The organism is Xenorhabdus siamensis (assembly GCF_037996745.1).
Classification (GTDB): Bacteria; Pseudomonadota; Gammaproteobacteria; order Enterobacterales; family Enterobacteriaceae; genus Xenorhabdus; species Xenorhabdus indica.
On record NZ_JBBMXE010000007.1, the window covers coordinates 16,571 to 41,373 of the forward strand.

At 45.1% G+C, this 24,803-nt stretch carries 27 protein-coding genes and 2 pseudogenes; 4 read left to right on the top strand and 25 right to left on the bottom strand.

The features are described 5' to 3' along the window. Positions 1–184: 184 nt before the first annotated feature. Together AAC852_RS06930 and uspE are read left to right on the top strand one after the other, a co-directional pair. Positions 185–940 (top strand): FNR family transcription factor, encoded by a 756-nt coding sequence (locus tag AAC852_RS06930; RefSeq protein WP_047681471.1) that lies wholly within the window; start codon positions 185–187, stop codon positions 938–940. 130 nt (positions 941–1,070) lie between these two features. After that, positions 1,071–2,012 (top strand): universal stress protein UspE, encoded by a 942-nt coding sequence (gene uspE / locus AAC852_RS06935; RefSeq protein ID WP_340620402.1) that lies wholly within the window; start codon positions 1,071–1,073, stop codon positions 2,010–2,012. A 105-nt stretch (positions 2,013–2,117) separates the two neighbouring features. Here uspE and AAC852_RS06940 read toward each other — a convergent pair whose 3' ends face one another. The 3 genes from AAC852_RS06940 to AAC852_RS06950 form a co-directional block, all read right to left on the bottom strand. Continuing rightward, entirely contained in the window at positions 2,118–3,032 is a 915-nt protein-coding gene (locus AAC852_RS06940; RefSeq protein ID WP_422824269.1) for a tyrosine-type recombinase/integrase, read from the bottom strand. A gap of 413 nt (positions 3,033–3,445) precedes the next feature. Then, the gene (locus AAC852_RS06945; RefSeq protein WP_340620404.1) at positions 3,446–3,745 is read right to left on the bottom strand and encodes a type II toxin-antitoxin system RelE/ParE family toxin; all 300 of its coding nucleotides are present in this window, start codon (positions 3,743–3,745) and stop codon (positions 3,446–3,448) included. Further along, positions 3,738–3,980, bottom strand: coding sequence for a type II toxin-antitoxin system ParD family antitoxin (locus tag AAC852_RS06950; protein WP_340620405.1), 243 nt, complete (start codon positions 3,978–3,980; stop codon positions 3,738–3,740). Before AAC852_RS06950 ends, AAC852_RS06945 begins: the two co-directional genes overlap by 8 nt. 171 nt (positions 3,981–4,151) lie before the next feature. Here AAC852_RS06950 and AAC852_RS06955 point away from each other — a divergent pair. Further along, positions 4,152–4,342, top strand: a pseudogene (locus AAC852_RS06955) (recombinase family protein); the annotation flags it as partial. Positions 4,343–4,361: 19 nt separating this feature from the next. Here the strand turns inward: AAC852_RS06955 and AAC852_RS06960 are convergent. Both AAC852_RS06960 and AAC852_RS06965 read right to left on the bottom strand, forming a co-directional pair. Continuing rightward, positions 4,362–5,777 carry a coniferyl aldehyde dehydrogenase gene (locus AAC852_RS06960; protein WP_340620406.1) on the bottom strand — a complete coding sequence of 472 codons (1,416 nt, stop codon included), beginning with the start codon at positions 5,775–5,777 and terminating at the stop codon, positions 4,362–4,364. After that, positions 5,774–6,553: a lysoplasmalogenase gene (locus tag AAC852_RS06965; RefSeq protein WP_340620407.1), complete on the bottom strand. Its 780-nt coding sequence runs from the start codon at positions 6,551–6,553 to the stop codon at positions 5,774–5,776. The genes AAC852_RS06960 and AAC852_RS06965 overlap by 4 nt, the downstream gene beginning before the upstream one ends. A 518-nt stretch (positions 6,554–7,071) precedes the next feature. On the opposite strand from AAC852_RS06965, the gene AAC852_RS06970 reads away from it, so the two are divergent. After that, positions 7,072–8,712 carry an FGGY-family carbohydrate kinase gene (locus AAC852_RS06970; RefSeq protein WP_340620408.1) on the top strand — a complete coding sequence of 547 codons (1,641 nt, stop codon included), beginning with the start codon at positions 7,072–7,074 and terminating at the stop codon, positions 8,710–8,712. Between the two features lie 14 nt (positions 8,713–8,726). Here AAC852_RS06970 and AAC852_RS19940 read toward each other — a convergent pair whose 3' ends face one another. The 20 genes and pseudogenes from AAC852_RS19940 to AAC852_RS07070 all read right to left on the bottom strand — a co-directional run bounded on the left by AAC852_RS19940 (position 8,727) and on the right by AAC852_RS07070 (position 24,754). Further along, positions 8,727–8,861, bottom strand: coding sequence for a surface lipoprotein assembly modifier (locus tag AAC852_RS19940; protein WP_422824270.1), 135 nt, complete (start codon positions 8,859–8,861; stop codon positions 8,727–8,729). A 164-nt stretch (positions 8,862–9,025) separates the two neighbouring features. Further along, a pseudogene (locus AAC852_RS06980) lies at positions 9,026–9,163 on the bottom strand (ISNCY family transposase); the annotation flags it as partial. A gap of 32 nt (positions 9,164–9,195) precedes the next feature. Continuing rightward, positions 9,196–9,852: an adenosylcobalamin/alpha-ribazole phosphatase gene (locus tag AAC852_RS06985; protein ID WP_340620409.1), complete on the bottom strand. Its 657-nt coding sequence runs from the start codon at positions 9,850–9,852 to the stop codon at positions 9,196–9,198. A 76-nt stretch (positions 9,853–9,928) separates the two neighbouring features. After that, positions 9,929–11,479, bottom strand: coding sequence for a cobyric acid synthase (locus tag AAC852_RS06990; RefSeq protein ID WP_340620410.1), 1,551 nt, complete (start codon positions 11,477–11,479; stop codon positions 9,929–9,931). 32 nt (positions 11,480–11,511) lie between these two features. Beyond that, positions 11,512–12,324: an ATP-binding cassette domain-containing protein gene (locus AAC852_RS06995; RefSeq protein WP_340620411.1), complete on the bottom strand. Its 813-nt coding sequence runs from the start codon at positions 12,322–12,324 to the stop codon at positions 11,512–11,514. Between the two features lie 109 nt (positions 12,325–12,433). Then, positions 12,434–13,111, bottom strand: a complete 678-nt coding sequence (locus tag AAC852_RS07000) for an energy-coupling factor ABC transporter transmembrane protein (protein WP_340620412.1) — start codon at positions 13,109–13,111, stop codon at positions 12,434–12,436. Then, entirely contained in the window at positions 13,095–13,379 is a 285-nt protein-coding gene (locus AAC852_RS07005; RefSeq protein WP_340620413.1) for an energy-coupling factor ABC transporter substrate-binding protein, read from the bottom strand. Before AAC852_RS07005 ends, AAC852_RS07000 begins: the two co-directional genes overlap by 17 nt. Positions 13,380–13,407: 28 nt before the next feature. Then, positions 13,408–14,139, bottom strand: coding sequence for an energy-coupling factor ABC transporter permease (locus AAC852_RS07010; protein ID WP_340620414.1), 732 nt, complete (start codon positions 14,137–14,139; stop codon positions 13,408–13,410). A 3-nt stretch (positions 14,140–14,142) separates the two neighbouring features. Beyond that, positions 14,143–14,931, bottom strand: a complete 789-nt coding sequence (locus AAC852_RS07015; protein ID WP_340620415.1) for a cobalt-factor II C(20)-methyltransferase — start codon at positions 14,929–14,931, stop codon at positions 14,143–14,145. Continuing rightward, the gene (gene cbiK, locus AAC852_RS07020; RefSeq protein WP_340620416.1) at positions 14,928–15,719 is read right to left on the bottom strand and encodes a sirohydrochlorin cobaltochelatase; all 792 of its coding nucleotides are present in this window, start codon (positions 15,717–15,719) and stop codon (positions 14,928–14,930) included. The genes AAC852_RS07015 and cbiK overlap by 4 nt, the downstream gene beginning before the upstream one ends. 71 nt (positions 15,720–15,790) lie before the next feature. Beyond that, complete coding sequence (locus AAC852_RS07025; RefSeq protein ID WP_340620417.1) at positions 15,791–16,576, bottom strand: cobalt-precorrin-6A reductase; 786 nt, start codon at positions 16,574–16,576, stop codon at positions 15,791–15,793. Continuing rightward, the gene (locus AAC852_RS07030) at positions 16,573–17,298 is read right to left on the bottom strand and encodes a precorrin-3B C(17)-methyltransferase (RefSeq protein ID WP_047683756.1); all 726 of its coding nucleotides are present in this window, start codon (positions 17,296–17,298) and stop codon (positions 16,573–16,575) included. The genes AAC852_RS07025 and AAC852_RS07030 overlap by 4 nt, the downstream gene beginning before the upstream one ends. Further along, complete coding sequence (gene cbiG / locus AAC852_RS07035) at positions 17,292–18,374, bottom strand: cobalt-precorrin 5A hydrolase (protein WP_340620618.1); 1,083 nt, start codon at positions 18,372–18,374, stop codon at positions 17,292–17,294. Before cbiG ends, AAC852_RS07030 begins: the two co-directional genes overlap by 7 nt. Before the next feature lie 76 nt (positions 18,375–18,450). Continuing rightward, on the bottom strand, positions 18,451–19,239 hold the full coding sequence (locus AAC852_RS07040) for a cobalt-precorrin-4 methyltransferase (protein ID WP_340620418.1): 789 nt from the start codon (positions 19,237–19,239) through the stop codon (positions 18,451–18,453). Continuing rightward, the gene (locus AAC852_RS07045) at positions 19,232–19,843 is read right to left on the bottom strand and encodes a decarboxylating cobalt-precorrin-6B (C(15))-methyltransferase (protein WP_340620419.1); all 612 of its coding nucleotides are present in this window, start codon (positions 19,841–19,843) and stop codon (positions 19,232–19,234) included. Before AAC852_RS07045 ends, AAC852_RS07040 begins: the two co-directional genes overlap by 8 nt. Further along, the gene (locus tag AAC852_RS07050; RefSeq protein WP_340620420.1) at positions 19,833–20,519 is read right to left on the bottom strand and encodes a cobalt-precorrin-7 (C(5))-methyltransferase; all 687 of its coding nucleotides are present in this window, start codon (positions 20,517–20,519) and stop codon (positions 19,833–19,835) included. The genes AAC852_RS07045 and AAC852_RS07050 overlap by 11 nt, the downstream gene beginning before the upstream one ends. Further along, entirely contained in the window at positions 20,519–21,694 is a 1,176-nt protein-coding gene (gene cbiD, locus AAC852_RS07055) for a cobalt-precorrin-5B (C(1))-methyltransferase CbiD (protein ID WP_340620421.1), read from the bottom strand. The genes AAC852_RS07050 and cbiD overlap by 1 nt, the downstream gene beginning before the upstream one ends. Next, the gene (locus tag AAC852_RS07060) at positions 21,687–22,328 is read right to left on the bottom strand and encodes a cobalt-precorrin-8 methylmutase (protein WP_340620422.1); all 642 of its coding nucleotides are present in this window, start codon (positions 22,326–22,328) and stop codon (positions 21,687–21,689) included. Before AAC852_RS07060 ends, cbiD begins: the two co-directional genes overlap by 8 nt. Positions 22,329–22,340: 12 nt before the next feature. After that, entirely contained in the window at positions 22,341–23,360 is a 1,020-nt protein-coding gene (gene cbiB, locus AAC852_RS07065; RefSeq protein ID WP_340620423.1) for an adenosylcobinamide-phosphate synthase CbiB, read from the bottom strand. Next, positions 23,357–24,754 (bottom strand): cobyrinic acid a,c-diamide synthase CobB, encoded by a 1,398-nt coding sequence (locus tag AAC852_RS07070; RefSeq protein ID WP_340620424.1) that lies wholly within the window; start codon positions 24,752–24,754, stop codon positions 23,357–23,359. The genes cbiB and AAC852_RS07070 overlap by 4 nt, the downstream gene beginning before the upstream one ends. Between the last annotated feature and the right edge of the window lie 49 nt (positions 24,755–24,803).

Below are 24,803 nucleotides of genomic sequence, written 5' to 3' on the forward strand. Positions count from 1 at the left end.
TTTTATTGGTGTATTATATCGAGTGTGCAGAATTTTACGCAAATTAAGCCTTAATCACAGCAAAATTTCATTTTTTTCTTCGTCAATGACAAAGATAATGATTAACAAAAAAATCAGGCTCTTATCAGGGCCACCTAAATATGTTAAATTGACGAACATCAATCATTTCTAACGAGCACTTCCTATGGTTCCAGAAAAACGCATTATTAGGCGGATTCAATCAGGTGGTTGTGCAATCCACTGTCAGGATTGCAGCATTAACCAACTATGCATTCCTTTCACTTTAAACGAACATGAACTCGATCAGCTTGATAATATCATTGAGCGTAAAAAACCCATCCAAAAAGGACAAACTCTTTTTAAAGCGGGTGACGCATTAAAATCGCTTTATGCTATCCGTTCTGGAACTATTAAAAGTTATACAATCACTGAAGAAGGTGATGAGCAAATCACAGGTTTCCATCTTGCCGGAGATTTAGTCGGATTCGATGCCATAATCAACACAGAACATCCTAGTTTTGCTCAGGCATTGGAAACTTCAATGGTATGTGAAATCCCATTTGAAACATTAGATGATCTTTCCGGAAAAATGCCAAATCTCCGCCAGCAGATGATGCGTTTGATGAGTGGTGAAATTAAAGGTGATCAGGAAATGATCCTCTTGTTATCTAAAAAGAATGCAGAAGAAAGGCTGGCGGCATTTGTTTATAATTTATCTCGCCGTTTTTCGCAACGCGGTTTTTCCCCCCGTGAATTCCGTCTGACTATGACACGTGGTGATATCGGTAATTATCTCGGTTTGACAGTTGAAACTATCAGCCGTCTGCTTGGACGTTTTCAGAAAAATGGCATTTTAAGTGTTAAAGGGAAGTATATCACTGTAGAAAACATGGAAAAATTAACTGAACTGGCAGGTAAAGCTCACGTAAATGTGACATAAAGTTATTTCAAAATTTAAGCCAGATCACTATATTTTGCTGATCTGGCACGCTCCTACACTGTTATAGTTGTCTATATTAGTTTATCTTTCTGTACGAAAGGCTCATCCAGCCTCTGCGAGGTATTAATATATGGCAAACTACCAAAACCTCTTAGTTGCAATTGATCCGAATCAGGATGATCAGCCAGCATTAAGACGTGCGGTATATATCGTGCAACGTAATGGTGGCCGGATTAAGGCTTTCTTGCCCATTTATGATTTATCCTATGATATGACTACGTTACTTTCTCCTGAAGAAAGAAACGCTATGCGTAAAGGTGTTATTGGCCAACGGGTCGCCTGGATAAAACAACAAGCACATTACTACCTTGAATCAGGAATTGATATTGAAATCAAAGTAGTTTGGCACAATCGTTTTTATGAAGCGATCATTCAGGAAGTTATTTCTGGAGAACATGATTTGCTATTGAAGATGGCACATCAGCATTCTCTGTTAGAGTCGATGATTTTTACACCGCTCGACTGGCACTTATTACGTAAATGTCCTTGTCCTGTCTGGATGGTAAAAGACCAGACATGGCCAGAAAAAGGGGCGGCAGTTGTTGCGGTAAATTTATCAAACGAAGAATCCTATCATAATGAACTTAATCTAAAATTAGTTCGTGAAACACAAGAACTTGCTAACAGGATTGTAAAAGAACCTCTTATCCACCTTGTCAGTGCCTACCCCGCTGCTCCTTTAAACATTGCAACAGAACTGCCCGATTTTGATCCCAATGTATATAATCGGGCATTACGTGGTCAGCATTTGGTTGCAATGAAAGAACTACGACAGAAATTTTGTATCAGCGAAGAGCAAACGCATGTTCAGGAAGGCTTACCGGAAAAAGTCATTCCTGAAATCTGCGAGGAAATTAATGCTGGTGTGGTTATTTTAGGCATTCTTGGACGTACAGGTTTATCTGCTGCATTTCTTGGTAATACTGCAGAACATGTTATTGACCGGTTAAAATGCGATCTACTGGCAATTAAACCTGATGGTTTCATTTGTCCGATTGATGTGGATGAATAATAATCGACAATGATTCGATAGATAGTTTGCCCGAAATAGGACTTATTCAAGTTTCGGGCAAACTATGATTACTATGTCAAAAATTACTATATCAAAATTACTTATTCAAAAATTCAAATTTCTGGCCGCATTTCTCAGTCGTTCATCCCCACGCCGATCATACTTTTGAGTTGTCGTAATACTTGAATGTCCCATTGCATCTTTGACGGTCACAATATCTTCGCCATTATCCAACATAGCTGAGGCAAAGGTTCTGCGTAGATCATGAGGAGCAAATTTTTCTATTCCGCTTTCAATCCTGCGAATTTCCAATATATGATAAATAGCCTGATCAGAAAGGCGGTCTTCTGTTACATCATCATGCCTGCGGATACGAGTAAATAATGGTCCGGCATGTTCCCCCCGCACTTCATCCACCCAACAATTCAATCGTCTCCATGTGCCTTCCGGCATATATGACAAACGTTCTTTGTTTCCTTTCCCCATCACTCTTAATGCTTGTTCACGATAAATGATGTGTTTTAGATCTAATGAAACAATTTCTGAACGGCGCAGACCGCAACCTATCAAAATACCGATAATGGCTGCATCACGTAAGCCTTTTATACTGAGATCGTTTTCACAGGTATAAAATAAGGTCTTAATTTCATAACGCTCAAGCGCCCGCCCTTTGGGTAAGCGACTTCCCCTGACAGAACGTACTTGTTTAATGTGTTGAAAACTATCTGTGTCAAGTTGTTTCATTGTCCAGGCTTCTAATGCAACTCCTTTTAATGCAGAAAGATAAGTATTGATCGTTGCGGGTGCTTTGCCTGAATCAGAGAGCATTTCCATAATGGCCTGAACATGATGGCGCCGTAGATTACTCCATAAACAGTCCTGCACGTTTTGGTAACCCAACATTTTTGCCACAATATTAAGAAATGACTTCATAGTTTGACGACTTCGCTTTGAACCAAGACTAACAAGATAGGCAATGGCAGGATTGTCATATATCTGATTGGATGCAGACAATGGCATAACCATTCTCTGCTTTTGATAGTCGCTGAAATTCTGTTGCTCATCAGAAAGTACAATCAGTGAGTTTTTCTCCTCTTTATTTTTATCGTTCTTCTCATCTTTATGGTGCATAACCGCCCTCTGACTCCAATGTCTGTTGGTTGCGCTACGTAAAAACTGGGACTTATGACTCACACCATATTATGGTGCGAACCTTACTTTTTCAAATGTGTATTTTAATAAGTAGAAAAAATATGTAGAAAGTGTGAGCGAGTATAGAGTATAGGTGAGTGGTTAAAAATCTACGGGCATATTTAGGGCCTCTTATTTTTCACACAGGCTCAAATTAGTGACGTACTGTTTACCCATCCCGGCCATGTAGCCACTAGGGACACCTTTACATGCTACGTATCCTTATCTAAGGGGTTGTATTTTTAGTAAATATCTGGATAAAAATACCGCAATGGTTCCATTTGCTGATGAAGAATACGGAGGATATAAACGCCATGAGGCTGTGAACGATAGAAAATTGCATGTTTATGATGATCATGGCGTCTAAGACCTTCAGCAATTTCTGGACACTCATGCCCCATCAAAGGTTGTTCCGCAATGGTCAGCAAAACGTTATGCATACTGTCTGTATAGTCATCCGCTTGCTCTATACCAAAGTTCAACAAGGTGTATTCAAAAATCCGTTCAAAGTCCTCTGCTGCAAGGTTAGAAAGCTTATACATTGTGTTTCTGCTTTACTTTGGCTGCGATGTCATGAAGGGACAATGAGCATTCACCACTTTGCTCACCAGCTTCAATCGCCATTTTTAACGCGGTGGTTTGCTTCTCCTGTCTTTCTAACAGTCGCAACGCAGAGCGAACCACTTCACTTGTCGAGCCGTAGCGACCTGACGAAATAAGCTGGCCAACAAACTCATCTAACTGTGAGCCAATAGTAATACTGGTAGTACGAGACATGTTCTCACCTATATGTGTGAATAGTTAACACACCAATAATAAGTGATGCCGAATACAAAATCAAAGAAATTGCAATTATTTTATGACAATAAGGTTATATCCTAAGTTTACTAGTGGAAATTGGCGTTTTATCCATATTTGTCATGACATAAATGTCACTTCGGGAGCAAGATGTACATCTTTGTATACCTCAGAGCATCAACCAGTGATCAGAATGCAAAACGATCGCAAAGTTCTTTACAAAAAGTTCTTTACAAAAGTTTGTTCAAGATAAAGGTTTTCGTATCGCTGGCTGGTATATAGAAAATGAATCGGGAGCATCATTACAACGACCTGAATTACTTCGCTTACTTGATGATGCAGCAATATTGCAGTGGTTTTTTATCGTGTGAGAAAGCGGATAATCATATCAACACGCTTACCATAGGGAGGACGTAGCTGATCTGTCAGTGCCAGATTGTATTTGCGCAAAATAGGCATGGCTTTGGAAAAGGTTTTAAAGCCTTCATAGCCGTGATACTGCCCCATACCGCTTGGGCCTACACCACCAAAGGGTAAATTTGTACATGCAAATTGATACAGCGTGTCATTGATGCAAATGCTACCTGCAACAATGTGCAATAAAGCCGCCTCAATTTGCTTGTTATTTTTGCTGAAACAATAAAAGGCCAATGGGTGATCACGGCTTGCAATATAATGGATTGCTTCATCATAAGAGCGGTAGGTTTTTATCGGCATCAGTGGACCGAAAATTTCTTCCTGCATGATAGCACTGTCATCATCAGGGTTAAGAACTAGCGTAGGAACGAGAACACGTTGCTTAAGTGCTTGTCTCGGATCAATAAAAGGCATAAGCGGAATGATCTCATGACCGCGTATGATTGCATCTTCAAGTAATGTAATAAGACGTTGATACTGGTTGTTATTGATAATGCTTGTATAGTCTGAAATATAGTCTGGAAAGTTGTTGGGTTGGGGATAGCGTTGCGAAATTTGTTCCTTAACCTCTGTAATAAACGACTCAATGACACTTTCCGGCAATAATACGTAATCGGGTGCTATGCAGGTTTGTCCAGAATTGAAAAGCTTTCCAGTTATGATGCGAGCAGCCGCTTTTTTCAAATCGGCATTGGGAGCAATCAGTGCTGGGGACTTACCGCCAAGTTCCAGCGTAACAGGAGTAAGGTTTTGTGCGGCAGCGGCCATTACTTTTTTACCAATCGCCCTGGAGCCTGTGAAAAACAGGTGATCAAAGGGTAAAGCAGAGAAAGCGGCTGCAATATCTGTTCCGCCTTGTGCAATACTGACACGATTTTCAGGAAAAATTTTGCTTAGAAGTTTTTCTAAGTAGGCATTGGTATGCGGCGTATGTTCTGAAGGTTTGATAAATGCATGATTACCTGCGGCAAGAGCCGCTATTAATGGTGTGAGAGTCAAATTAACCGGATAGTTCCACGGCGCCATAATGCCAACAACACCAAGTGGCACATAGCGTATTTCAGCCGTTGCCGGCCACAACTGCCACCCAGCCTTACGTCTTTGCGGTTTTATCCATTTTTTAAGATACCGCAGACAAAGATCAATTTCCCTCAACACAATTATCGCTTCTGCCATTATGCTCTCGTGGCTAGAACGATGGCCGAAATCGTAGGAAACTGCTTCCACCATTTCATTCAAGCTGGCTTTAAAATTTGCGCGCAAGCACAGCAGATCATTCCGGCGTTGGTATTCATCAGGTCGATTCTGTTCCCATGCTTGGCGCAGTGCATCAAATTTGGTGTTGATTAATTTTGTCATTGATCACGCCTCCGCACAGAGCTGGCAAAACACCATTGAGCTATATAATAAGTGCTGAGTACCAAAAGCGAACTTAACGGAGTTTCAAAGTAAAAATGGCTATAAGCGAGTATGCTATCGCTGATAGCAAAAAAGATACCGCCAAGAGCGGCAATATTCGCTGCATGTTGTGCTGGAGGCATCGGGCTTTTAAATGGATAAATAATTGCTCTATTAACCGCTAACCCGGTCATAGAAGCCAAAACCGCAGCATAGGTGACAACTGGCATTTTCATGCTGTTAGGTAGATTATTCCATAGTCCGATGACTATTAATAATGCGACTACTACAAATATGATAAAAACGGCAATTATAATGAAAATTGTACGAATAATTATAAATTTTAAGTTGAAGTAGTTGTTTTTAATATCAGAGGGATAAATACTGTCGCAACATAGAGCATAAATGTAAGCGCAATGTGTGAGCAGGAAGCAAAATAGTCCGGCCAAAAAATAGTCCTGCGGTAACATCAAAAAAAAATCACCCCCTACGGCAAATGCAAGTCCAAAAGCAATGGCGTTACGATAACGCATTGAGGCAGGTGCTCGGATCAACAGAATCCAAAACACTAATAGTGCGGTGGCGGTGGGTTTAGTCAGATAGTGGAGCCAAATCCATGCTGGATTTACAGAAGCACTGAGTGATGCACCTGTTATAGCGCTAACTGAAAGGAGTGTATAGAGCAATCCAATTTTATTGTGCAAACCATGCCGAGGAGTACAATTATTTGATGGCATATGCCTCTCCCACTGTTTCTTTCTTACTTAAGGTAACAGAATTTTTACCTGCCAATAACAACAAATCAATAATAATGTAGAATAAAAAATCTGATCAAAAGACATCGTAATTTGAGGTTGTAACATCACGTTAGCTGCTCACCAGAGTCTCATGCAATTAGTTATCACAAGCTGCTGCCCTGCTATGCTTGCTGGATGGTTGGCAGACAATGGTATGCGGGCTTCTCCGTACGCTAAAGGATGCACAAACCTCTGTGATTATTTCTGGAATAAGTTATTGGGGAATTGGATTACCCATCGCATGGTGGCTATCGCGGTATTCACTGAGCCCTACTGGTGTATGGTGGGGAATGTGCTCCGGGTTGTTTATTGCTTGTTTTGTAATGCAAATTAGGTTGCAAATACTATTACGGCAACGTGTAGCGAAGATCGTCTGATACAACGAGTCACCGCATTCGGTGATACGGCGTTGATCTCTAAATCACACATAGAGATAGGCACTGAAGAGGAAAGGAATTATGAACAATAACGTAGGCAGACCGGACAGTGATCAAGTCGTCATTGGTGTTGATGTCGGTACAGGCAGTACCCGTGTCGGTATTTTTGATATGAACGGTAAAATGCTGGCATCAGCCAAACACGCTATAACACTTTATCGTGATGATAATACTAATAATGGTGCTAATTTTGTCGAGCAATCCAGTCGTGAAATCTGGGATGCGGTTTGCTATTGCGTCAGAGAGGCAATGTCGCGCTCTGAAAGCACACCGCAACAAGTTGCCGGCATCGGTTTTGATGCTACCTGCTCATTGGTTGTGTTAGGTAAAGATATGGAGCCGATTTCTGTCAGCCTGAGTGAAGATCCGAACCGCAATATCATTGTCTGGATGGATCACCGGGCGACAGCACAAGCAGAACGCATCAACGCATTAGGTCACTCTGTGCTTAACTATGTCGGTGGTAAAATTTCCCCCGAAATGGAAACACCGAAAATTCTCTGGCTGAAAGAAAATCGCTGTAAAATCTTTGACGAGGCATGGCAATTCTTTGATCTGACCGATTTCCTGACCTGGAAATCCACCGATTCTCTTTCCCGCTCTACCTGTACCGTGACCTGTAAATGGACCTACCTTGCGCACGAAAAACGTTGGGATGCGGATTACTTCCGTCAAATCGGTTTGTCTGAATTTGTCGATGAAAACTTTATCCGCATCGGACAAAACATTGTCGAACCGGGAACACCTTGTGGGCGGGGGCTGACAAAAGCCGCAGCACAACAGATGGGCTTACTGGCAGGTACACCAGTCGCCGCAGGAATGATTGATGCCCACGCAGGTGGTATCGGTACTGTCGGTGTCAACGGTGATGCAACCCGTAACATGGCTTATGTGTTCGGCACCTCTTCCTGCACGATGACAACAACCCAGAAACCGGTATTTATACCTGGTGTCTGGGGCCCCTACTTCTCTGCAATGATACCCGGTATGTGGTTGAATGAAGGTGGGCAAAGCACTGCGGGAGCGGCAATCGACCAACTATTGTCTTTGCACCCTGCTACAGTGGAAGCCAAAGTAATGGCAAAAGAGAAAAGTCTATCTCTGCCGGTTTTTTTAGCTGATATGGCTATGAGAAAAACGCAATCTGCTTCCCAGGCTGTCGAACTAGCAGAGGGTATTCATGTTGTTCCTGAGTTTCTGGGAAACCGTGCGCCTTTTGCTGATCCTTGTGCACGAGCGGTCATTGCCGGATTGGGTATGGAAAACAACCTCAATAATCTGCTTGCTCTTTATATTGCGGGTGTATGCGGTATCGGTTACGGGCTACGACAAATTATCGAAGCACAGGCGAAATCAGGTGTAATAATTGAAAATATTGTCATCAGCGGAGGAGCCGGTCAGCATCCTTTTATCCGCCAGTTACTTGCAGATACCTGCGGTGTAACGGTAGTTGCGACCCAAGCCAGTGAACCTGTTCTGCTCGGTTCTGCTATTCTGGGGGCGGTTGCCGGAGGCATTTTTGCGAGTGTCGGACAGGCGATGGCGCATTTTTCTGCTATTGACCGCACATACCAACCCAATGAGATCTATCGCGAACGCCATAACATCCGTTTCGCATCATTTCAATGTCTCCAGCAGTGTGCCAGAGAACTTAAAGGCTAAGTTCATCGTTTCGACTAAAAATATTTCTCTAGCTGTATTTGTACTTCGTTTTTATCGTAACTGTATTGCCAGCTTACATTGCTACGATTGTGCAAGTGGCGGAAAGTGACAGAAGGTGTCGTTTCCCATTTTGAATAAATTACACTCAGAAAATATCGATGTGAATAACAAGTGACGACTTGTTAACAATTGGTTAACAGTTATTAGAGGGTAATATTCCTTGGTGACGCGATGCCTGTCCAAACGCTGGCATGGGAACAAAAATGCCGATAATATTCAAGATCGGCATTTTGCTATGAAAGAGGCGATTAATTTAATGCTTTAACGCTTCAATTTTATCCCGGCTCAATCCGGTACTGGTGACAATGATGTCCAGGCTGACACCATGCCGTAATAATGCGCGGGCCGTTTCCAGTTTGCCTTGCTCAATGCCCTGCTCGCGCCCTTTTTGTTCAAGCCAGCCACCGTATACAACGCTCAAGCTCAATCAATGTTGTTTGTTGCGTTATTTTTATCCAGCCAGCATTCTGTCCGGGCATTAAACGCTTGCAAAGTGGCAAACCCTGCATAGTTATTGATGACACTGTAAGCCCCTTGTTGGAAGGGAAAAGACCACATAGCAGTGACAGGTAGTTTTAGTAATTTGGTTATTATCAAACCTAAAACCCCTTGATGGGCAACTATGAGTTGATTTTTTCGGATAGTATCAGAACAAGAAATAGCAGAATGCAGATCTTCAGTATATTCCTCTACCCGCGCTGAAAAATGCCGGAATGGCTCTCCCTCGGTTGGACAACCATTTTGCCAATCTGCCAACCAATGTAACCAAGCCTGTGGCTCTTCATTGGCAATATCAGTGTGATGGCGCAGTTCCCAGGCCCCAAAGTCTAACTCATTAAGACGGTGCTCACTTTGTATGGTTAATTCAGATCTATTTGATTGCGTAATAATTTGGGCGGTTTGTTGTGCCCTCTGCATTTCACTACAGTGGATAGCGTGAAAAGTGATGTTTTTCAGTGCATCAGCGACTTGCTGTCCCTGCTGTATCCCAATTTCAGTCAAAGGTAAATCAGTTTTACCACAAAAGACATTATCAATATTGGCTCGTGTCTGACCATGTCGAACAAGAAACAATCGCATCTGATTATTCTCTCCTTATTGATTTTGTCTAGTGCTGTCAACGTTTACTTCCTTTAGCGTCTATTGCTTTTAAATATCATGGCATGACTTCACTGGATTTGTGTCCATGCATTAACTGGTAAATCCGCGCAATATCCAGATGCTCGCGCATACTGGCAGCCAATATATTAAATTGTTTTTCTTTGTGTTGGCGGTAATTGAAAGCCATATTTTCCAGTGGAGCGTAACCTTTTCTGATACGCAGTTGATTTAATAACGGTCGGGTAAACGTATTTTGATCAAATAAACCATGCAGGTAACTTCCCATTACCAAACCATCTTGTGCAATAGCTCCGTCAAACCATGTTTTTTCTTCACCATTATGTAAATGCATTTTGGCGAAAGGCATTGCCTGCTTACCAAGCCGGGTAGTTCCCATATGGATCTCATAACCCACAATAGGTTGTTCGCTGCATAATTTCAGCATACCTGATAACACAGTTAACACGACTCCCCTGACCTGCGCGGTCTGTTTTTCGCTACTAAATTCTGTTTCAGTATCCAATAAACCTAAACCTGCCATTTGAATTAAGCCTGATTCCACTCCATCAACAATCTGCCTACCCAACATTTGATAGCCACCGCAGATCCCGATAATCGGCACATTTTTCTGCCGGGCTGTGATAATTGCCTGCTCAAGGCCCTGAGTCTTCAACCATGCCAAATCTCCTAACGTATTTTTGCTACCGGGCAGAATGATGAGATCGGCGTCCTGAAGTTCAGAAGGCTCGGAGACATAGTGCAAATGCACATCCGGTTGAGCCGCCAGTGCATTGAAATCAGTGAAATTAGCAATATGAGGGTATTGAATGACAACAATATCTAGACAATCAGCTGTTTTTCGTTTCTGTTGATCATATTTACCCACCTGCAAAGCGACGCTGTCTTCATCTTCCAGATCAAGTTCCAGCCACGGCAATACCCCTAATATTGGTACTTGTGTTAAGGCTTCAATCTGCTCAATTCCTGATTGCAACAAAGATATATCACCACGAAATTTATTGATGATAACACCCTTAATGCGGGTTTTTTCTTCGGGTTTAAGCAAAGCTAATGTGCCGTAGATGGATGCGAATACACCACCACGATCGATATCCGCCACTAAAATGACAGGGGCATCCACTAATTCGGCCATACCCATATTGACGATATCGCGATCACGCAGATTGATCTCTGCCGGACTACCAGCGCCTTCTAACACTATGATATCCGTTTCTGCTGCTAACCCGTTATATGCCATCAAAATCTGCTGAAGCAATTGGGGCTTATGCTCGTGATATTCTGCCGCGTTCATGCTGCACATGACTTTCCCCATAAAAATCACCTGAGCCTTGCGATCGCTGGTGGGTTTCAACAATACAGGGTTCATACGCACATCCGGTGCAATTCCGGCTGCTTCCGCCTGAAATATCTGCGCTCGTCCCATCTCTTTTCCATCTGCGGTAATCCCGGAATTAAGCGCCATATTCTGGGATTTAAAGGGAGCACAACGATAACCATCCTGTGAAAATATTCGGCAAAATCCTGCTACCAGTACACTTTTGCCTACATCAGACGCTGTTCCCTGAACCATCAGCGATAATGTCATTCTGTTTTCTCCCTTATTATAAGGTGACTCTTCTACAGTGATTTGTTCCTACTATTTGCAGTAATGGAGAAAAGTTCCTGCTCTGTCTTACACAGAGGCAATCCGCCTTCAGTGTGAACTTTCACCAACCACGGTTGTGCCAATCCCGCTTGTTCAAGCTGTGTTTTTTGTAGTAATACTGTCTCAGGCTTGCCGGAAATTATCATCTCCCCATTTGCCAGTACATATAAGCCATCACAAATCTGGTAGATTAAGTCTATGTCGTGACTGGAAATAATGATCCGTTTTCCCTCCGTAGCAATCGTATTGATAATATCTGACATTTGTTGACGACCAGCGGGATCAAGTCCCGCCGTTGGTTCATCCAGCAACAAGTAATCAAACTCCATGACCAGCGCCCCTGCAATGGCCACGCGTTTTTTCTGACCAAAACTCAAATATTGAATCGGTTTATTGCGAAAAGTATGCGCATCTACTCGTGTCAGCGCATATTCAATCCTGCGCTGTATCTCAGTTTCATCAATACCCAGGTTACGTAAACTAAAAGCAAGATCGCTTTCAATATCGGTATAAAAGATTTGCTGGTCAGGATCCTGAAACACAGTGACAACCCGCTGGCGCAAGTTCATCAACCCTTTTTTACTGTAATCCAAAGGGGCATTATTCCACCAGACCGCCCCTTTTTGTGGACGCAAGATACCGGAAAGATTCATTAGTAAGGTTGACTTACCACAACCATTCGCCCCGATAATTCCCGTGACTTGGTGGCGATTAAAATCAAGTGTCAAACCTTTCAAGATGGGGTCATCCTGATAACTGAAATACAGTGACCGAGTTTCTAACATATTGTTCTCTCCTGTTTTTCCTATCCAGGTTTTCCGACTTTTACCCTATGTTCCTAACTTCTTACACCCTCAATTCATGAGCGTTATTCATACAGTTCATGCCCCTCATTCATAAATGAAAATCACCCTGATATAACTTGAGTTCCAATGCCACACTCATTTGCTGATAACGACTCATCACCCGCGCAAACAACATGCTGATCAACATTGCCAGTGATCGGTAACTTGTTCGTAAAGAGCGATAACCAAACCGCAGTGATTGCGCATGATGAATCGCTACCGCCTCCTCCAAGAAGATAAAAATAAAGCGCCACGTTAGAAGGATTTGTTCAATCAGCAGATGAGGAACACGGCAAAATTTAAGTAACTTGATCATCTGTTCAAAGGGCATGTTCATCATGAACCAAAATGTTGCAGATAACGCAGCAAGGCTACGCCAGAGAGTTTGGTTAGCTATCTGAATGCCTTGCGGATCAATGCCGAGCCAGTATTGTCCAACTTGAAATCCCCATAGCAAGCTTTCCGGCTGAGTGCCTGCGGACAACACAATGGCAACTAAGCCAAATGCCAGAAATCCGATGGGGATTAACAGCCATTTCAGGTAACGCTGCAAACTGATCCGCAGCAGATAGCAAGTCAATAAGGCAAGACCAATTAACAACAGAGCTTGCCATAGCGGAGAAAGTACCATTGCCAAGGTCATAAACAGGAGATACAGGGCGAATTTCGCCCTGGGATCTTTATCACACCAACGGCTCTGGTAGCTGAGCTTATCTATTCCGATCATGTTCTTTCCGTTTACGGTGATAATAGCCAAAAATGTAGAAAATCACGGCAGTACCCAAACTTCCTTGTAAGGTGAACAGCAGGCTTTCAATTTCACCACTGGCAGGTTTGTATAAGGATTCAAACCACGGCGTATAATGTGGTGCTATTTCCATGATTTGGGCTTCTGCCTGACCATCTGCCCCGCCGAACTCCCCTCCATGTTCAACAAAAAATGGGATAATGCACAATGCCGCAACAAGGGCCAGTAATATCAATGTTTTTTTCATTTTCCACACTCCTGCTCATTGACGTTGTCTAGAAACTGCGAGCCTGAATTAATTGTCTTTTTACGAGTTGGTCGTAAATCAGTACGGTCAGTAACCCTTCAGCCACTGCGATAGGAAGTTGAGTCATACAGAAAATACCCATGAATTTAAGGATTGCCGCTCCCATGCCCAGTTGTGGGTCAGGGAAAGCGACGCCTAACTGAATAGAAGTGACGGCATAAGTGACAATATCGGCGACAAAGGCACAGAAAAAGACACCAACATCTTTGCGTACTCCCATTTTACAGGAGAAACGCCATATCAAATATCCTACCAATGGACCAATCACTGCCATTGACATCCCGTTAGCGCCTAACGTAGTGATACCACCGTGTGCCAGTAATAAAGCCTGAAACAGCAGCACAATCGCACCAAGTACTGCCACAACGGAAGGGCCAAACAAAATCACTGCTAATGCCACACCAGTTGGATGTGAACAGCTTCCGGTAACAGAAGGAATTTTTAAGGCAGAAAGGACAAAAATAAATGCACCACACAGTGCCAACAAAACTTTCTGGTTGCTCTCCTCTTGTACAATTTGGCGTAACCTTACCAGCCCTGCCGCCAGAAAAGGCAGAAAAGCCAGCCACCATGCCACAGCCCACATTGGGGGTAAGAAACCTTCCATGACATGCATAGCGAAAACTTCTTGCGGTGCCATCACCAAAAACAGTGCGATAATTGCACCAATTAACGAAAATTTCGTCAGTTTCTGTTGCATAACTCACCTCGATAATTGCCAGTTTTTATTAATTAAAATCGTTGAAAAATAAGATAATGCTTGCCTGCATTCTTTTTCACTGAGAGACAATGTGGTGAGGTCGCGCCAACATTGCTCACTCGGCAAAGTGGCATCAGCCATCATCAGTGCATGTTCTAAGAGGTTGTGACGTTGTAACAAATCACGGATCAGGGGAAAACGTGAATAGACTTTCATCAGGACAAGGCAGTCGTGATTGAGCAATGCTTGCTCCAGAACTGTTTCAGAAGCGGTACAGGAAATAACCGCTAATGTCTGATCTTCCATTGCCAGAGGCAGCACACTGGCTGCGGCAATAGCAGAAAATGAACTAATACCTGGTACTATTTCTAGCCACGATGGTGCCGTCCATGCAGGAGAATTTATTTGTTCCGATACCAGTCGCTGCAAAAGAAATACCCATGTACTAAACAGCATCGGATCGCCCAACGTGATAAAACCGACTTTCCTGCCATTCGCCACTTCCTCTTTTAAAGCCTGTGCGACTTCATCCCACACCGCTTTTTTTGCTGCCATGTCCGCTTTCATTAAAAAGTGATAAGTGAAAACTTCGGTTTTCGGCGAAAGGTATTCTTCAATAATGGAGTGAGCCAGGCTTTTGGTTCCTTTCTTTCCTGTTGGGGTATAAATCACATCAAGTTCAGAAAGAATACGTACTGCCCGTACAGTAACCAGATCACTGGCACCGGGACCAACGCCCATAACATACAGTTTTCCTGCTGTTGCTTGTTTATCTTCTACTTGTTCGTTCATAAGGCTCTCTCCTGATCACTCAGTGCGTCAGCAAGGTGATCAACAAACATCTGCCGAATCATTGGGTTTTCTCCCAATCCCTGTAACCAGGGAACAGCGATTATTCCTGCTTTTTCCAACTGTGATTTCCAGGAGTCTTCTTCATCTGAAGCCATGTCATTGATGGCATGATCGCCTGCCACCAGCATCAATGGCATCAAATAAACCTTACGGATCCCTTGCTCTTTTAATCCTTTTATGACCAAAGGAAGTTCGGGATAGCTTTCAACCGCGCCAACCCGCGCCGGAAAATGATAATGGTTCATCAAGTGATCAAGACAGGCGTAGGCAGAAAAAGCATGGTGCGCTGTACCGTGTCCCATAAAGACGACACATTCATTCTCGGCCAGTAAAGGAAGCTGATGACGCAGTGCCTTCATCAATTGCAGGTAGTCATCAAAATGGCTGAGTAATGGTGTGCCCAATACTAAGCGCTTAAAACGAGGGCGAAATTTTTCAACTTCACGCAGCACTTTTTCATACTCATCACCATTAATGATATGCAGGCATTGAACAGCAACATCGTTATAACCTGCGTGATGCAATCGGGTCAGCGCATCATGGGGAGTATCAATATAAACGTTATCGCGCTGGCGTAATTTTCGAATGATCATGCCAGAGGTAAATGCCCGAAATAGATCCCTGTCTGGAAACACTGATGCCAACTGTTGCTCACAGGCTTCAATGTTGTTTTTCAACGTTTCGGGATAACTGGTTCCGAAACTTATCACCAATAATGCCTTTTTCATTTCGCTTTTCCTTATTGGTTTATTGACACATAGGTCTATTGATAGATAGCTCTATTGATACATAGGTCTATTTACATGGGAAAATTCGCCAATAATTGCCCCATTTCTTCCAATCCATTGGCTTGCGTGATCCCCTCACCTTCAAATTGCTGCTTTGGACGGCAGAGCACAATGCAGGGCAGACCGAGAGAAAGACATGGCTCCACTTTCTCCATGAAACCACCCTGATCACCAGACTCTTTGGTTATCACGACCTCTGCCTGACAAAATTGGTAAAATGACCGGTTAAAATCAGCACTGAATGGGCCTTTCAGGGCAAAGATCTGATCGACCGATAAACCACAAGATTCACACATTGCCAAAACGTCGGCTGTCGGCAAGACACGGGCCAATACCGTTTTTCCTTTCAGGTGAGATACATAATCAGCCAATTGCTTACTGCCCGTTGTCAGCAAAATACGCGTTCCCAGATTGACCGCGACTTCGCAAGCTTGCTCAATAGTTGCCACTTTGTAGATGAGAGGATGTGCAACCGCATCAATATCACTGGGACGGATATAACGAATAAGAGGGAGTCCCAACTTTTGGCAGACGCAGACAATGTTTTGACTTAATCGTTCGGCGTAAGGATGAGACGCATCAATGACCCTTTTTATCCCGCGCTGTTGCAGATACTCAGCCATAGCCTCAGTTTCCATCCTGCCGGTAACAATTTCACCCTTAATTCCCGTAGCCTGCTGTGCTCCGGCGGGTGTTGCCACCGATAGGCAATAATCTATGCCGGCAGTATCCATCATCACGCAAATCTGGCGGGCATCGCTTGTGCCGCCAAAAATTTGGATCAGTGGCCGTTTCATAACTTGTACCCTCTCGGCGTGATCATTAGCCCATCACGTATATAAGTTGACTGATTACCCACTATCACCAGGCTGCGCATATCAACACGGGAAAAATCCATTGAACCAAAAGTTGTCAGCCATTTATCTTCATGTTTACGTCCTGCCGCTTTCACCACCCCCACGGGGGTCTCCGCCGATTTCCACGGAGCCATCAAAGAAAACGCCCGTGCCAGATGTTCTTCCCGTCCCCGGCTGCGCGGATTATAAAAACAGACCACAAAATCAGCTTCTGCCGCCGCCCGTACCCGTTTCTCAATCAATTCCCACGGTGTCAGCAGATCGCTCAGGCTAATATGACAAAAATCATGCATCAGCGGCGCACCAAGCAAAGCGGCACAAGCGGTACTTGCCGTCACTCCTGCCACCAGCCTGACTTCGACATTGCGCTTTTGCTGGCTGACCAACTCCAGAATCAAACCAGCCATGCCATAAATACCCGCATCACCGCTACAAACCACCGCCACGTTTTTACCCTGTTCGGCCAGCTCAATGGCGGTCTGACAGCGTTCAATCTCTTTACACATGCCAGTTTTGATAATTTCTTTATCGCCTACCAACGGCTTCACCAAATGGGTGTAGGTTTTGTAACCGACCACGATATCAGCCGCTTTCAATGCAGCAATTGCTTCCTGCGTCATCATGGCTTCGCTGCCGGGACCAATTCCAATGACAGTTAACATAGATGCAATACTCCTAATGTGATGGTGACGCCCTGCTCACGCAGGGTATGGCCAACCAGATGACCCTGGCTCATTAACCAGGCCACAGGTTGGGAAACACAGCCTATGCCTACCGTTTTGCGGACAAACTCAGAAACCGGGAATGTTTGTTCACACTCAGCAAGCTGATTAACAGAAAAGGTTTGGAATGGAATTTGACGTTCTTGGGCCAATTGGATGAGCGCAGGTTCGTTTTTTTTCAATTCGATACTGCCGACGGCTTTTAATGCCAAAGGTTCAAGGTTATGTTCCAGCAGATGGCGTTCCAATAATGCGGTGAGCCGTTCAGCTTCAACTCCCCGTCGGCAACCGATTCCTGCAACGATACGACGAGGAATTAATTTAAAAGTGGGGATTGCCAGCGCCAGATTTGTCCGTTCATAACTGACGTAGACCAGAGCGTCCAGCTCAGGCCGATCCTCCAGAGCGTCAACCGGAATGAACCCGCGTGTGTCATAGCGTTTTTTTTCATCGTGCAAATTGGGATGCCACCAAATTCCTACCCGCTTGCCATTGACCAGCATTTGATTAACGGTTTTGACGTTGGCACGGAAATTCTCCATTTTTCCATCAACTTGTTGCGATAACAGATCCAGTGCTGCGACCTGATTGACATCTGTTGCAGTGGTAATCACCGCCTGACCATCAAGAATATCTGCAATCTGTTGTGCCAGTTTATTCGCGCCTCCCATATGTCCCGATAATAAGCTGATGGCAAACTGGCCTTTCTCATCCAGCACGACAACTGCCGGATCGGTCATTTTATCCTTGAGTAAGGGAGCGATGACCCGAATGGCGATCCCCGTTGCACCAATCATGATCAACGCGTCATATTGAGTGAAAACTTGACGTACCGTACTGGCAAAACCGCCGTCAAACGCGATGAATCTGCTATCTGCATTCACCAGTTCAGGGGAAGTGAAACAATCCATTGCTAAATGGGATTGCAGACGACGAGCTAACGCGATGCCACCTTCTGTCAGGCAAAACAAGGCATATTCTTTGTCAGGTGACACAGAGTTAAGTGGCCTTTTCATTTTATTAGGTGCTATTACGTCAAATACTATTGCGTCAGATGCCATTGCATTATCTGTCGTTGTGTCAGTCATCGTGTCAGGCGCTACGGTATTCATGGCTGAACCTCGCATCGTACAGTTTCGAATAGTGATACTCTTCCCCAAGAAAAGCCCCTACCAGAATCAAAGCCGTTTTACGAATGCCTGCGCTATGTACCTGTTCAGCTATCGTCTCCAATGTTCCCCGTACAATCTGACAATCTGGCCAGGTTGCTTTGTAAACCACGGCAACCGGGGTTTCCTGCCCATATCCGCCCTGAATCAATCGTGCAACAACCTTTGTAATGTTCTGTACCGAAAGGAAGATCGCCATTGAAGTTTGATGAGCGGCAAAAGATTCCAGCGTTTCCCGTGGTGGCATCGGAGTTCTGCCTTCCATCCGGGTGATAATTAAACTTTGTGCGACTTCGGGCACGGTGTATTCCACTCCCAATTGCGCAGCAGCACCAAGAAATGAACTCACGCCTGGCACAGAGACAAAACCAATAGCATGATTTGCCAGTTCTTCCGCCTGTTCACGGATGGAACCAAACAGCGACAAATCTCCCGTTTGCAGGCGAACCACCAATTTTCCCGCTTTCACGCCATTCACCATCAATGCCGTGATTTCCGATAACGTCAGTTTCGCGCTATCATGGCATTCAGCCTCTGCATGGCAATACTCCAGTAATTCCCGATTAATCAGCGAACCGGCATAAATCACCACTTGAGCCTGACGTAATAATTGATAGCCTTTCAGCGTAATCAGACTCTTATCTCCCGGCCCTGCGCCAACAAACCAGACTTTATCGGTATCAAAACTGACGCTATTCATATGCTCAGGCATCGTCCTGCTCCTTTTGCCAATCCCTATCCCTCTCTTGCGCTTGCGCAAAATCTTTCTGACAGGACAACAAATAAGTGGGATTGTTAGGTTTGAAATAATGTCCTTGCCCTAATGCCGTCAGTTCGCCTATCAGAATTTCACGCCCATCCAGCACTGTCACCTGACAAGATTTCAGATGCGACAACGCTTGCGTAAAGTTTTCCAGCAGAATAAAAGTCATTACCAAACGTCCACCGGGATTCAGGTGCAGTAACGCCCAATCAATGATTTCAGTCAGATGTCCGCCCGTTCCGCCAATGAAGATGGCATCCGCAGTGTTGTCCAATGGCACGGGGGCAACCCCAGACTGGATGCAGATCTTATCGCAGCCAAAATGCTGAATATTTTCAGCAAGGAGTGACAGGGCATCTTCTTTGCGTTCAATAGCCAGGATATCCAATGCGGGATAGCGCAGTGCTGCTTCAATACTGACGCTGCCAGTACCCGCACCAACATCAATAAAACGGCCGGCTTTTTCCAGCTCCAATCGTTCTAACGCCAGCACTCTAACGACTTCTTTGGTCATTGGGATACGATGACCGCGCAAAAACAGTTCATCTTTCATCAGGATCACCATTCAAAATCACCACGACATTCAGGCCATAATTAATCTCGCCGCGTTGCACGACTTCTTCTGCGGCCAGACAAATAATTTGTTCATGTTCATGGGATAAATTTTTACCAATCACCATGCGACGTTGCTGACCTCGCGCCAGAATTTCTTGTGCAATCTGGTAGGGACCAATAACGTCATCCGTTACCATGGCGATTTTTTCGTGTTGAAGCAGCCAGTCAAAATCCGGTTTGCGCCCGTGGCTACTGGTGAGGTAAATGTCGTTCATATCTAACAAAATTTGGGCGCACAAATATTGGATCGAGCTGATACCAGAGATAATGCGGATATTTTGCCTGCCCGCATTTTGCTCGCCGGTATGTATTCCAGAAATAGCTAGTCCAGAAATAGGTAGCCTAGAGAAATGTTCGGTAATTCGCTTACCAATGCCATAAAACAGAGGATCGCCCGAAGCCAATACAACAACTTGCCGATGCTGATTCCGTTCAAGCCACTGCATTAATCCATCCACATCCGCATTCACACGGCGGGTTTCCCCATTAAAATAAGGAAATTCATCAAGATGGCGTTTTCCTCCGACTAAGACTTCTGCCTGCCTGACAGCATCTAACGCAGTCAACGTTTGGTTTGCAGTAGCACCTGGGCCAATACCCACAACAGTAATCATCAGCAACCCTCCATAAAGTCTTTCACTATCTCGTCCACAGGCCGATTACAGCCCAACACTTGGTTATCAAAGGAGAACAGAATGGCATCGCACTGTGGCTTGCCTTTGGCGAAACGCAACATCTGATCGATACGCCCACAGATTTTCCGGGCAATTTGTTGATGCACAGCCTGCCAGCCCTGCTCTGCAATCAACTCAATCGCTGCTTCGGTGGTATCACATTGGTCTACTGCCTGAATCAGTTCGAAAGGGGCGCCCATCAAGGCCAGATTAGCGATCAGTGTTTCCATGCGGCCATCAGCAATGTGGCTGTGGGTATGAAAAATACCGGCAGCGATTTTCACCAACTTGCCGACATGCCCTGCCAACATGACATGGCGAAACTCCAAACGTACCGCTTCTTGCAACATATAACCGACAAAATTGCTCATTGTGACGACATAATTGGCATCAATGCCCAACTGCTGGCTGACAAAACGTTCACCGTGATTTCCCGGCACAAAAATAATGCGATCCAGCCCGCTGGCACGTTTGGTCTCTAATTCCAGCGCCAGAGAACGCTTCCAACTCTCTTCCGACATGGGCATCACTATGCCAGTCGTACCGATAATCGAAATTCCGCCCTTAATGCCTAATCTGTCGTTATAGGTTTGCTTTGCCCGTTCCTCACCTTCAGGGGCAAAGATGACGATATCCGCCCCACGGTTCGGCCCAATCGCTTCCCGCACCCCCTCTTCAATGGTATGGCGGGGGGTTTTATTGATAGCCGCCCAACCAATAGGCAAACCCACACCTACCCGCGTAACCCTGCCAATACCTTCACCACCATCCAGCGTGATCACACCACTGTCATTCAGGGAAACACGGGCAAAAATCAACATACCGTGGGTTGCATCCACATCATCACCACCATCTTTGCGGATAGCGGCAACCGCTTGCTGTCCTTCAATCAAAGGCTGCTCAACATTCAAGGCCAATGTGACACCAGAAGGGGTGACAATCGAAATCTGATGAATAATCTGCTGACGCAAAATCATTAACGCCGCCACGCGTGCGGCGGCTGTAGCACAAGAGCCCGTGGTGTAACCCTTGCGATACTGTTTCCCTCTGTGCCAAATCGTTCCGAGGTTATCGACGGGTTTATCATCGTTCGATTTATCGCTGACTTCATTCATGCCTTACCTCCGGCATCCGGTACAGAATGGCGTTGATAATAGCGGCGGCGATATTGCTGCCTCCCTTGCGGCCTTTTGCAGCAAGGCAATTTAATCCGCTATTGATAAGGGCATTTTTTGATTCCTCTGCGCCAACAAACCCAACGGGCACACCAACAACAGCAATTGGGGTCACTGGATGTTCCATCAAACGAAACAGCGCAGTCGGGGCATTGCCAAAGACAAAAATCTTCTCCCCCGGTTCTTGCAGGGCCAGATCGACTGCCGCCATTGAACGGGTAATTTGCTGTGCTTTTGCCATTTGAATGGTGCGGGGATCACTGACATAACAACGGCATTCACTACCGTACTGAGCCAGCCGGGCTTTATTGATGCCAGAGAGCGCCATTGTCGTATCGGTATATAACGTACAGCCCCGCAATATACCGTCGCGAATAAAGCGCAAAGCATTGGGAGAAAAATAGAGAATATCAAGCCAGTCAAAATCAGCAGTGGTATGGATCACCCGTTTGATCACCGCTTCTTGATCTGCATCGACAAAATGATAATCAGGACGCAACTCGACAATAAGCCGGCTGATAATGTCAAAGCTATTTTGTTCAATCTGTTGCGGTTGTCGGATGTAATTGTTCATGTTGTTCTCTCCTTATACCGTTACACTGGCCAAACTATGCAGCAGCGCAAATAACAGGAGTGCCATTACTGATGCCACCCTCATCATCTGAACAGACTGGGAAATATCGTCAGGAGTGACCTCGCGCCTTGCATCACCAATCCACGGCTTTTCGACAAGCTGGTTAAAATAAACATTCGGCCCGCCAAGACGGATGCCTAATGCCCCTGCCACAGTTGCTTCCGGCCAGCCACTATTGGGGCTACTGTGTTGATAACGATCACGCCAGCCGATACGCAGTGCCTGCCGAAAATCTAAACCTTGCCATTTCGCTGCCATCGCCAGCAAAATCCAGCCCAAACGTGCAGGAACCCAGTTCGCCACATCATCCATACGCGCTGAAAACATACCCAGTGCCCGATAACGGGGCGTTTTATAACCCACCATTGAATCAAGGGTATTGATAGCTTTATAAGCCATGGCAAGTGGAGCACCGCCAAGCATTAAGAAAAACAATGGTGCAATCACACCATCCACACTGTTTTCTGCTACAGTTTCAATCGTGGCACGGCTGATTTGTGGCGCTTGCAATTGGGAAGTATCCCGGCCGACAATTTTTGCGAGCTGTTCACGGCTGGCATCCAAATCCCCCTGATACTGTTTTTCCTGACGCTGTTTTTTCTGACATTGTTTTTTCTGACATTGTTTTTTCTGACATAAAGCTTGATAAACATCATTTGCGGCATCACTCAGGCTACGTGCTGCCAACACGGTATAAATCAGCCAAATTTCAACTAACCACCCTAGCCAAAATGTCACGCTATAGGCCAACTGCAAAACCCAATAGCTCGCTAACCAGGTACTCCCCACGACTAACAACCATAACAGTACGCCCCCCCATTTCAGGCCAGTTTCTGACCGGCAAAACCGGCGGATAAGTTGCTCAGCCTGATTGATAAGTTGCCCTATCCAACGCACGGGATGCGGCCAATGAGGGGGATCACCCAATTTCATATCCAGAAGAAAAGCGGCAAACCACAATAAGACTGTCATAACAGCCTCCGTGCCATCATCAGCCAGCGATGGAGCAAACCAGGGCGTTGGGCAAAATGGATATGCAGATAGCCCGCCAGCGTATTGCCGTTCTGGTAACCGCCCTGCCAGCTTTTCTGCGCTTCTTTTGATATTCCTTTAATACATTGAAAAACAGGCGGTTGAGTCGTGATAAAGTCCGAGTAATGGAATTCATGCCCGCGCAGCCTCTCTCCCTTTGCGACTAAAGGCGTATCACACAATGCGGTGGCTTCGCAGTAACCAAAACGTTTCAGGTGATCTCCCATCCGGCTTTCACCGGCAATCAAACCCACCATGTCATGCCGTACACCCTCAGCATCAATCAGGGCATCACCGAGATACATCAAACCACCGCATTCCGCATAAATGGGAATGCCTTTTTGATGCGCCTGACGTAATGCGGTATGTATGGCGTCGTTGGAAGATAAGGTTCGGGCATAAATTTCAGGGTATCCTCCACCCAAATAGATCATCTGGCATTCAGGTAACTGATGATCATGCAGAGGGCTGAAACGTTTGATAGTCACGCCTGCTTTTTCCAACAACAACAGGTTATCGGGATAATAGAAGTTGAATGCTTCATCTTCTGCCAGAGCCAGTGTCAAACCCTGCCCCATCAAAGGATCAACCAGAGAATCGATACTTCCTTTTGGTAAGGAAGATAACTGGGTTAGTGCCAGCAACTTATCTAAATCCACCGAGTTTTCAATCTGCTGAGCAAGACGAGACCAACCCTCCTCGTGCTGATTTTTGTCATCACACTGTTTGCCCTGTTCTTGTGCAGGGATCAGCCCAAGATGGCGGGAAGGAAGGGTAATCTCTGGCATAACAGGAAGCCGCCCCAAAACAGGGATACCGCAATACCCTTCAATTGCCTGTTTTAATAACTGGAAATGGCTATCCCGATTGACGCGGTTGATCAGCACTCCCACAATATTGACCGCCGGGTCGAATTGCTGAAATCCCATCACGGTAGCGGCAATTGAGGTAGAAACCGCTTTACCATCCACCAATAAAATCACCGGACAGTTAAGTTGTTTTGCCATCGCCGCACTGCTGCAATAATTGGGGTTTGTGCCATAGCCATCGTATAACCCCATGACCCCTTCAATCACCGCAACATCTTTATCGGCCATAGCCTGGCTAAACAAACCATTCAGGATAGGTTCGGGCAGCATAAAAGCATCAAGATTACGCGAAACAATCCCTGTCACAGCGCGATGCCAACCACCATCCAGATAATCAGGCCCGATTTTGAACGGCTGTACCCGCAGTGAACGGTTCATCAAAGCACGCATGATGCCCAACGTAACAGTTGTCTTACCACATCCGCTGCCTGTACCGGCGATGACAAAAGCATATTTTTGTTGCATGTGCTTACCCCAAAACATTTAAATCCTGTATTGGTGTTAAAATCGGACT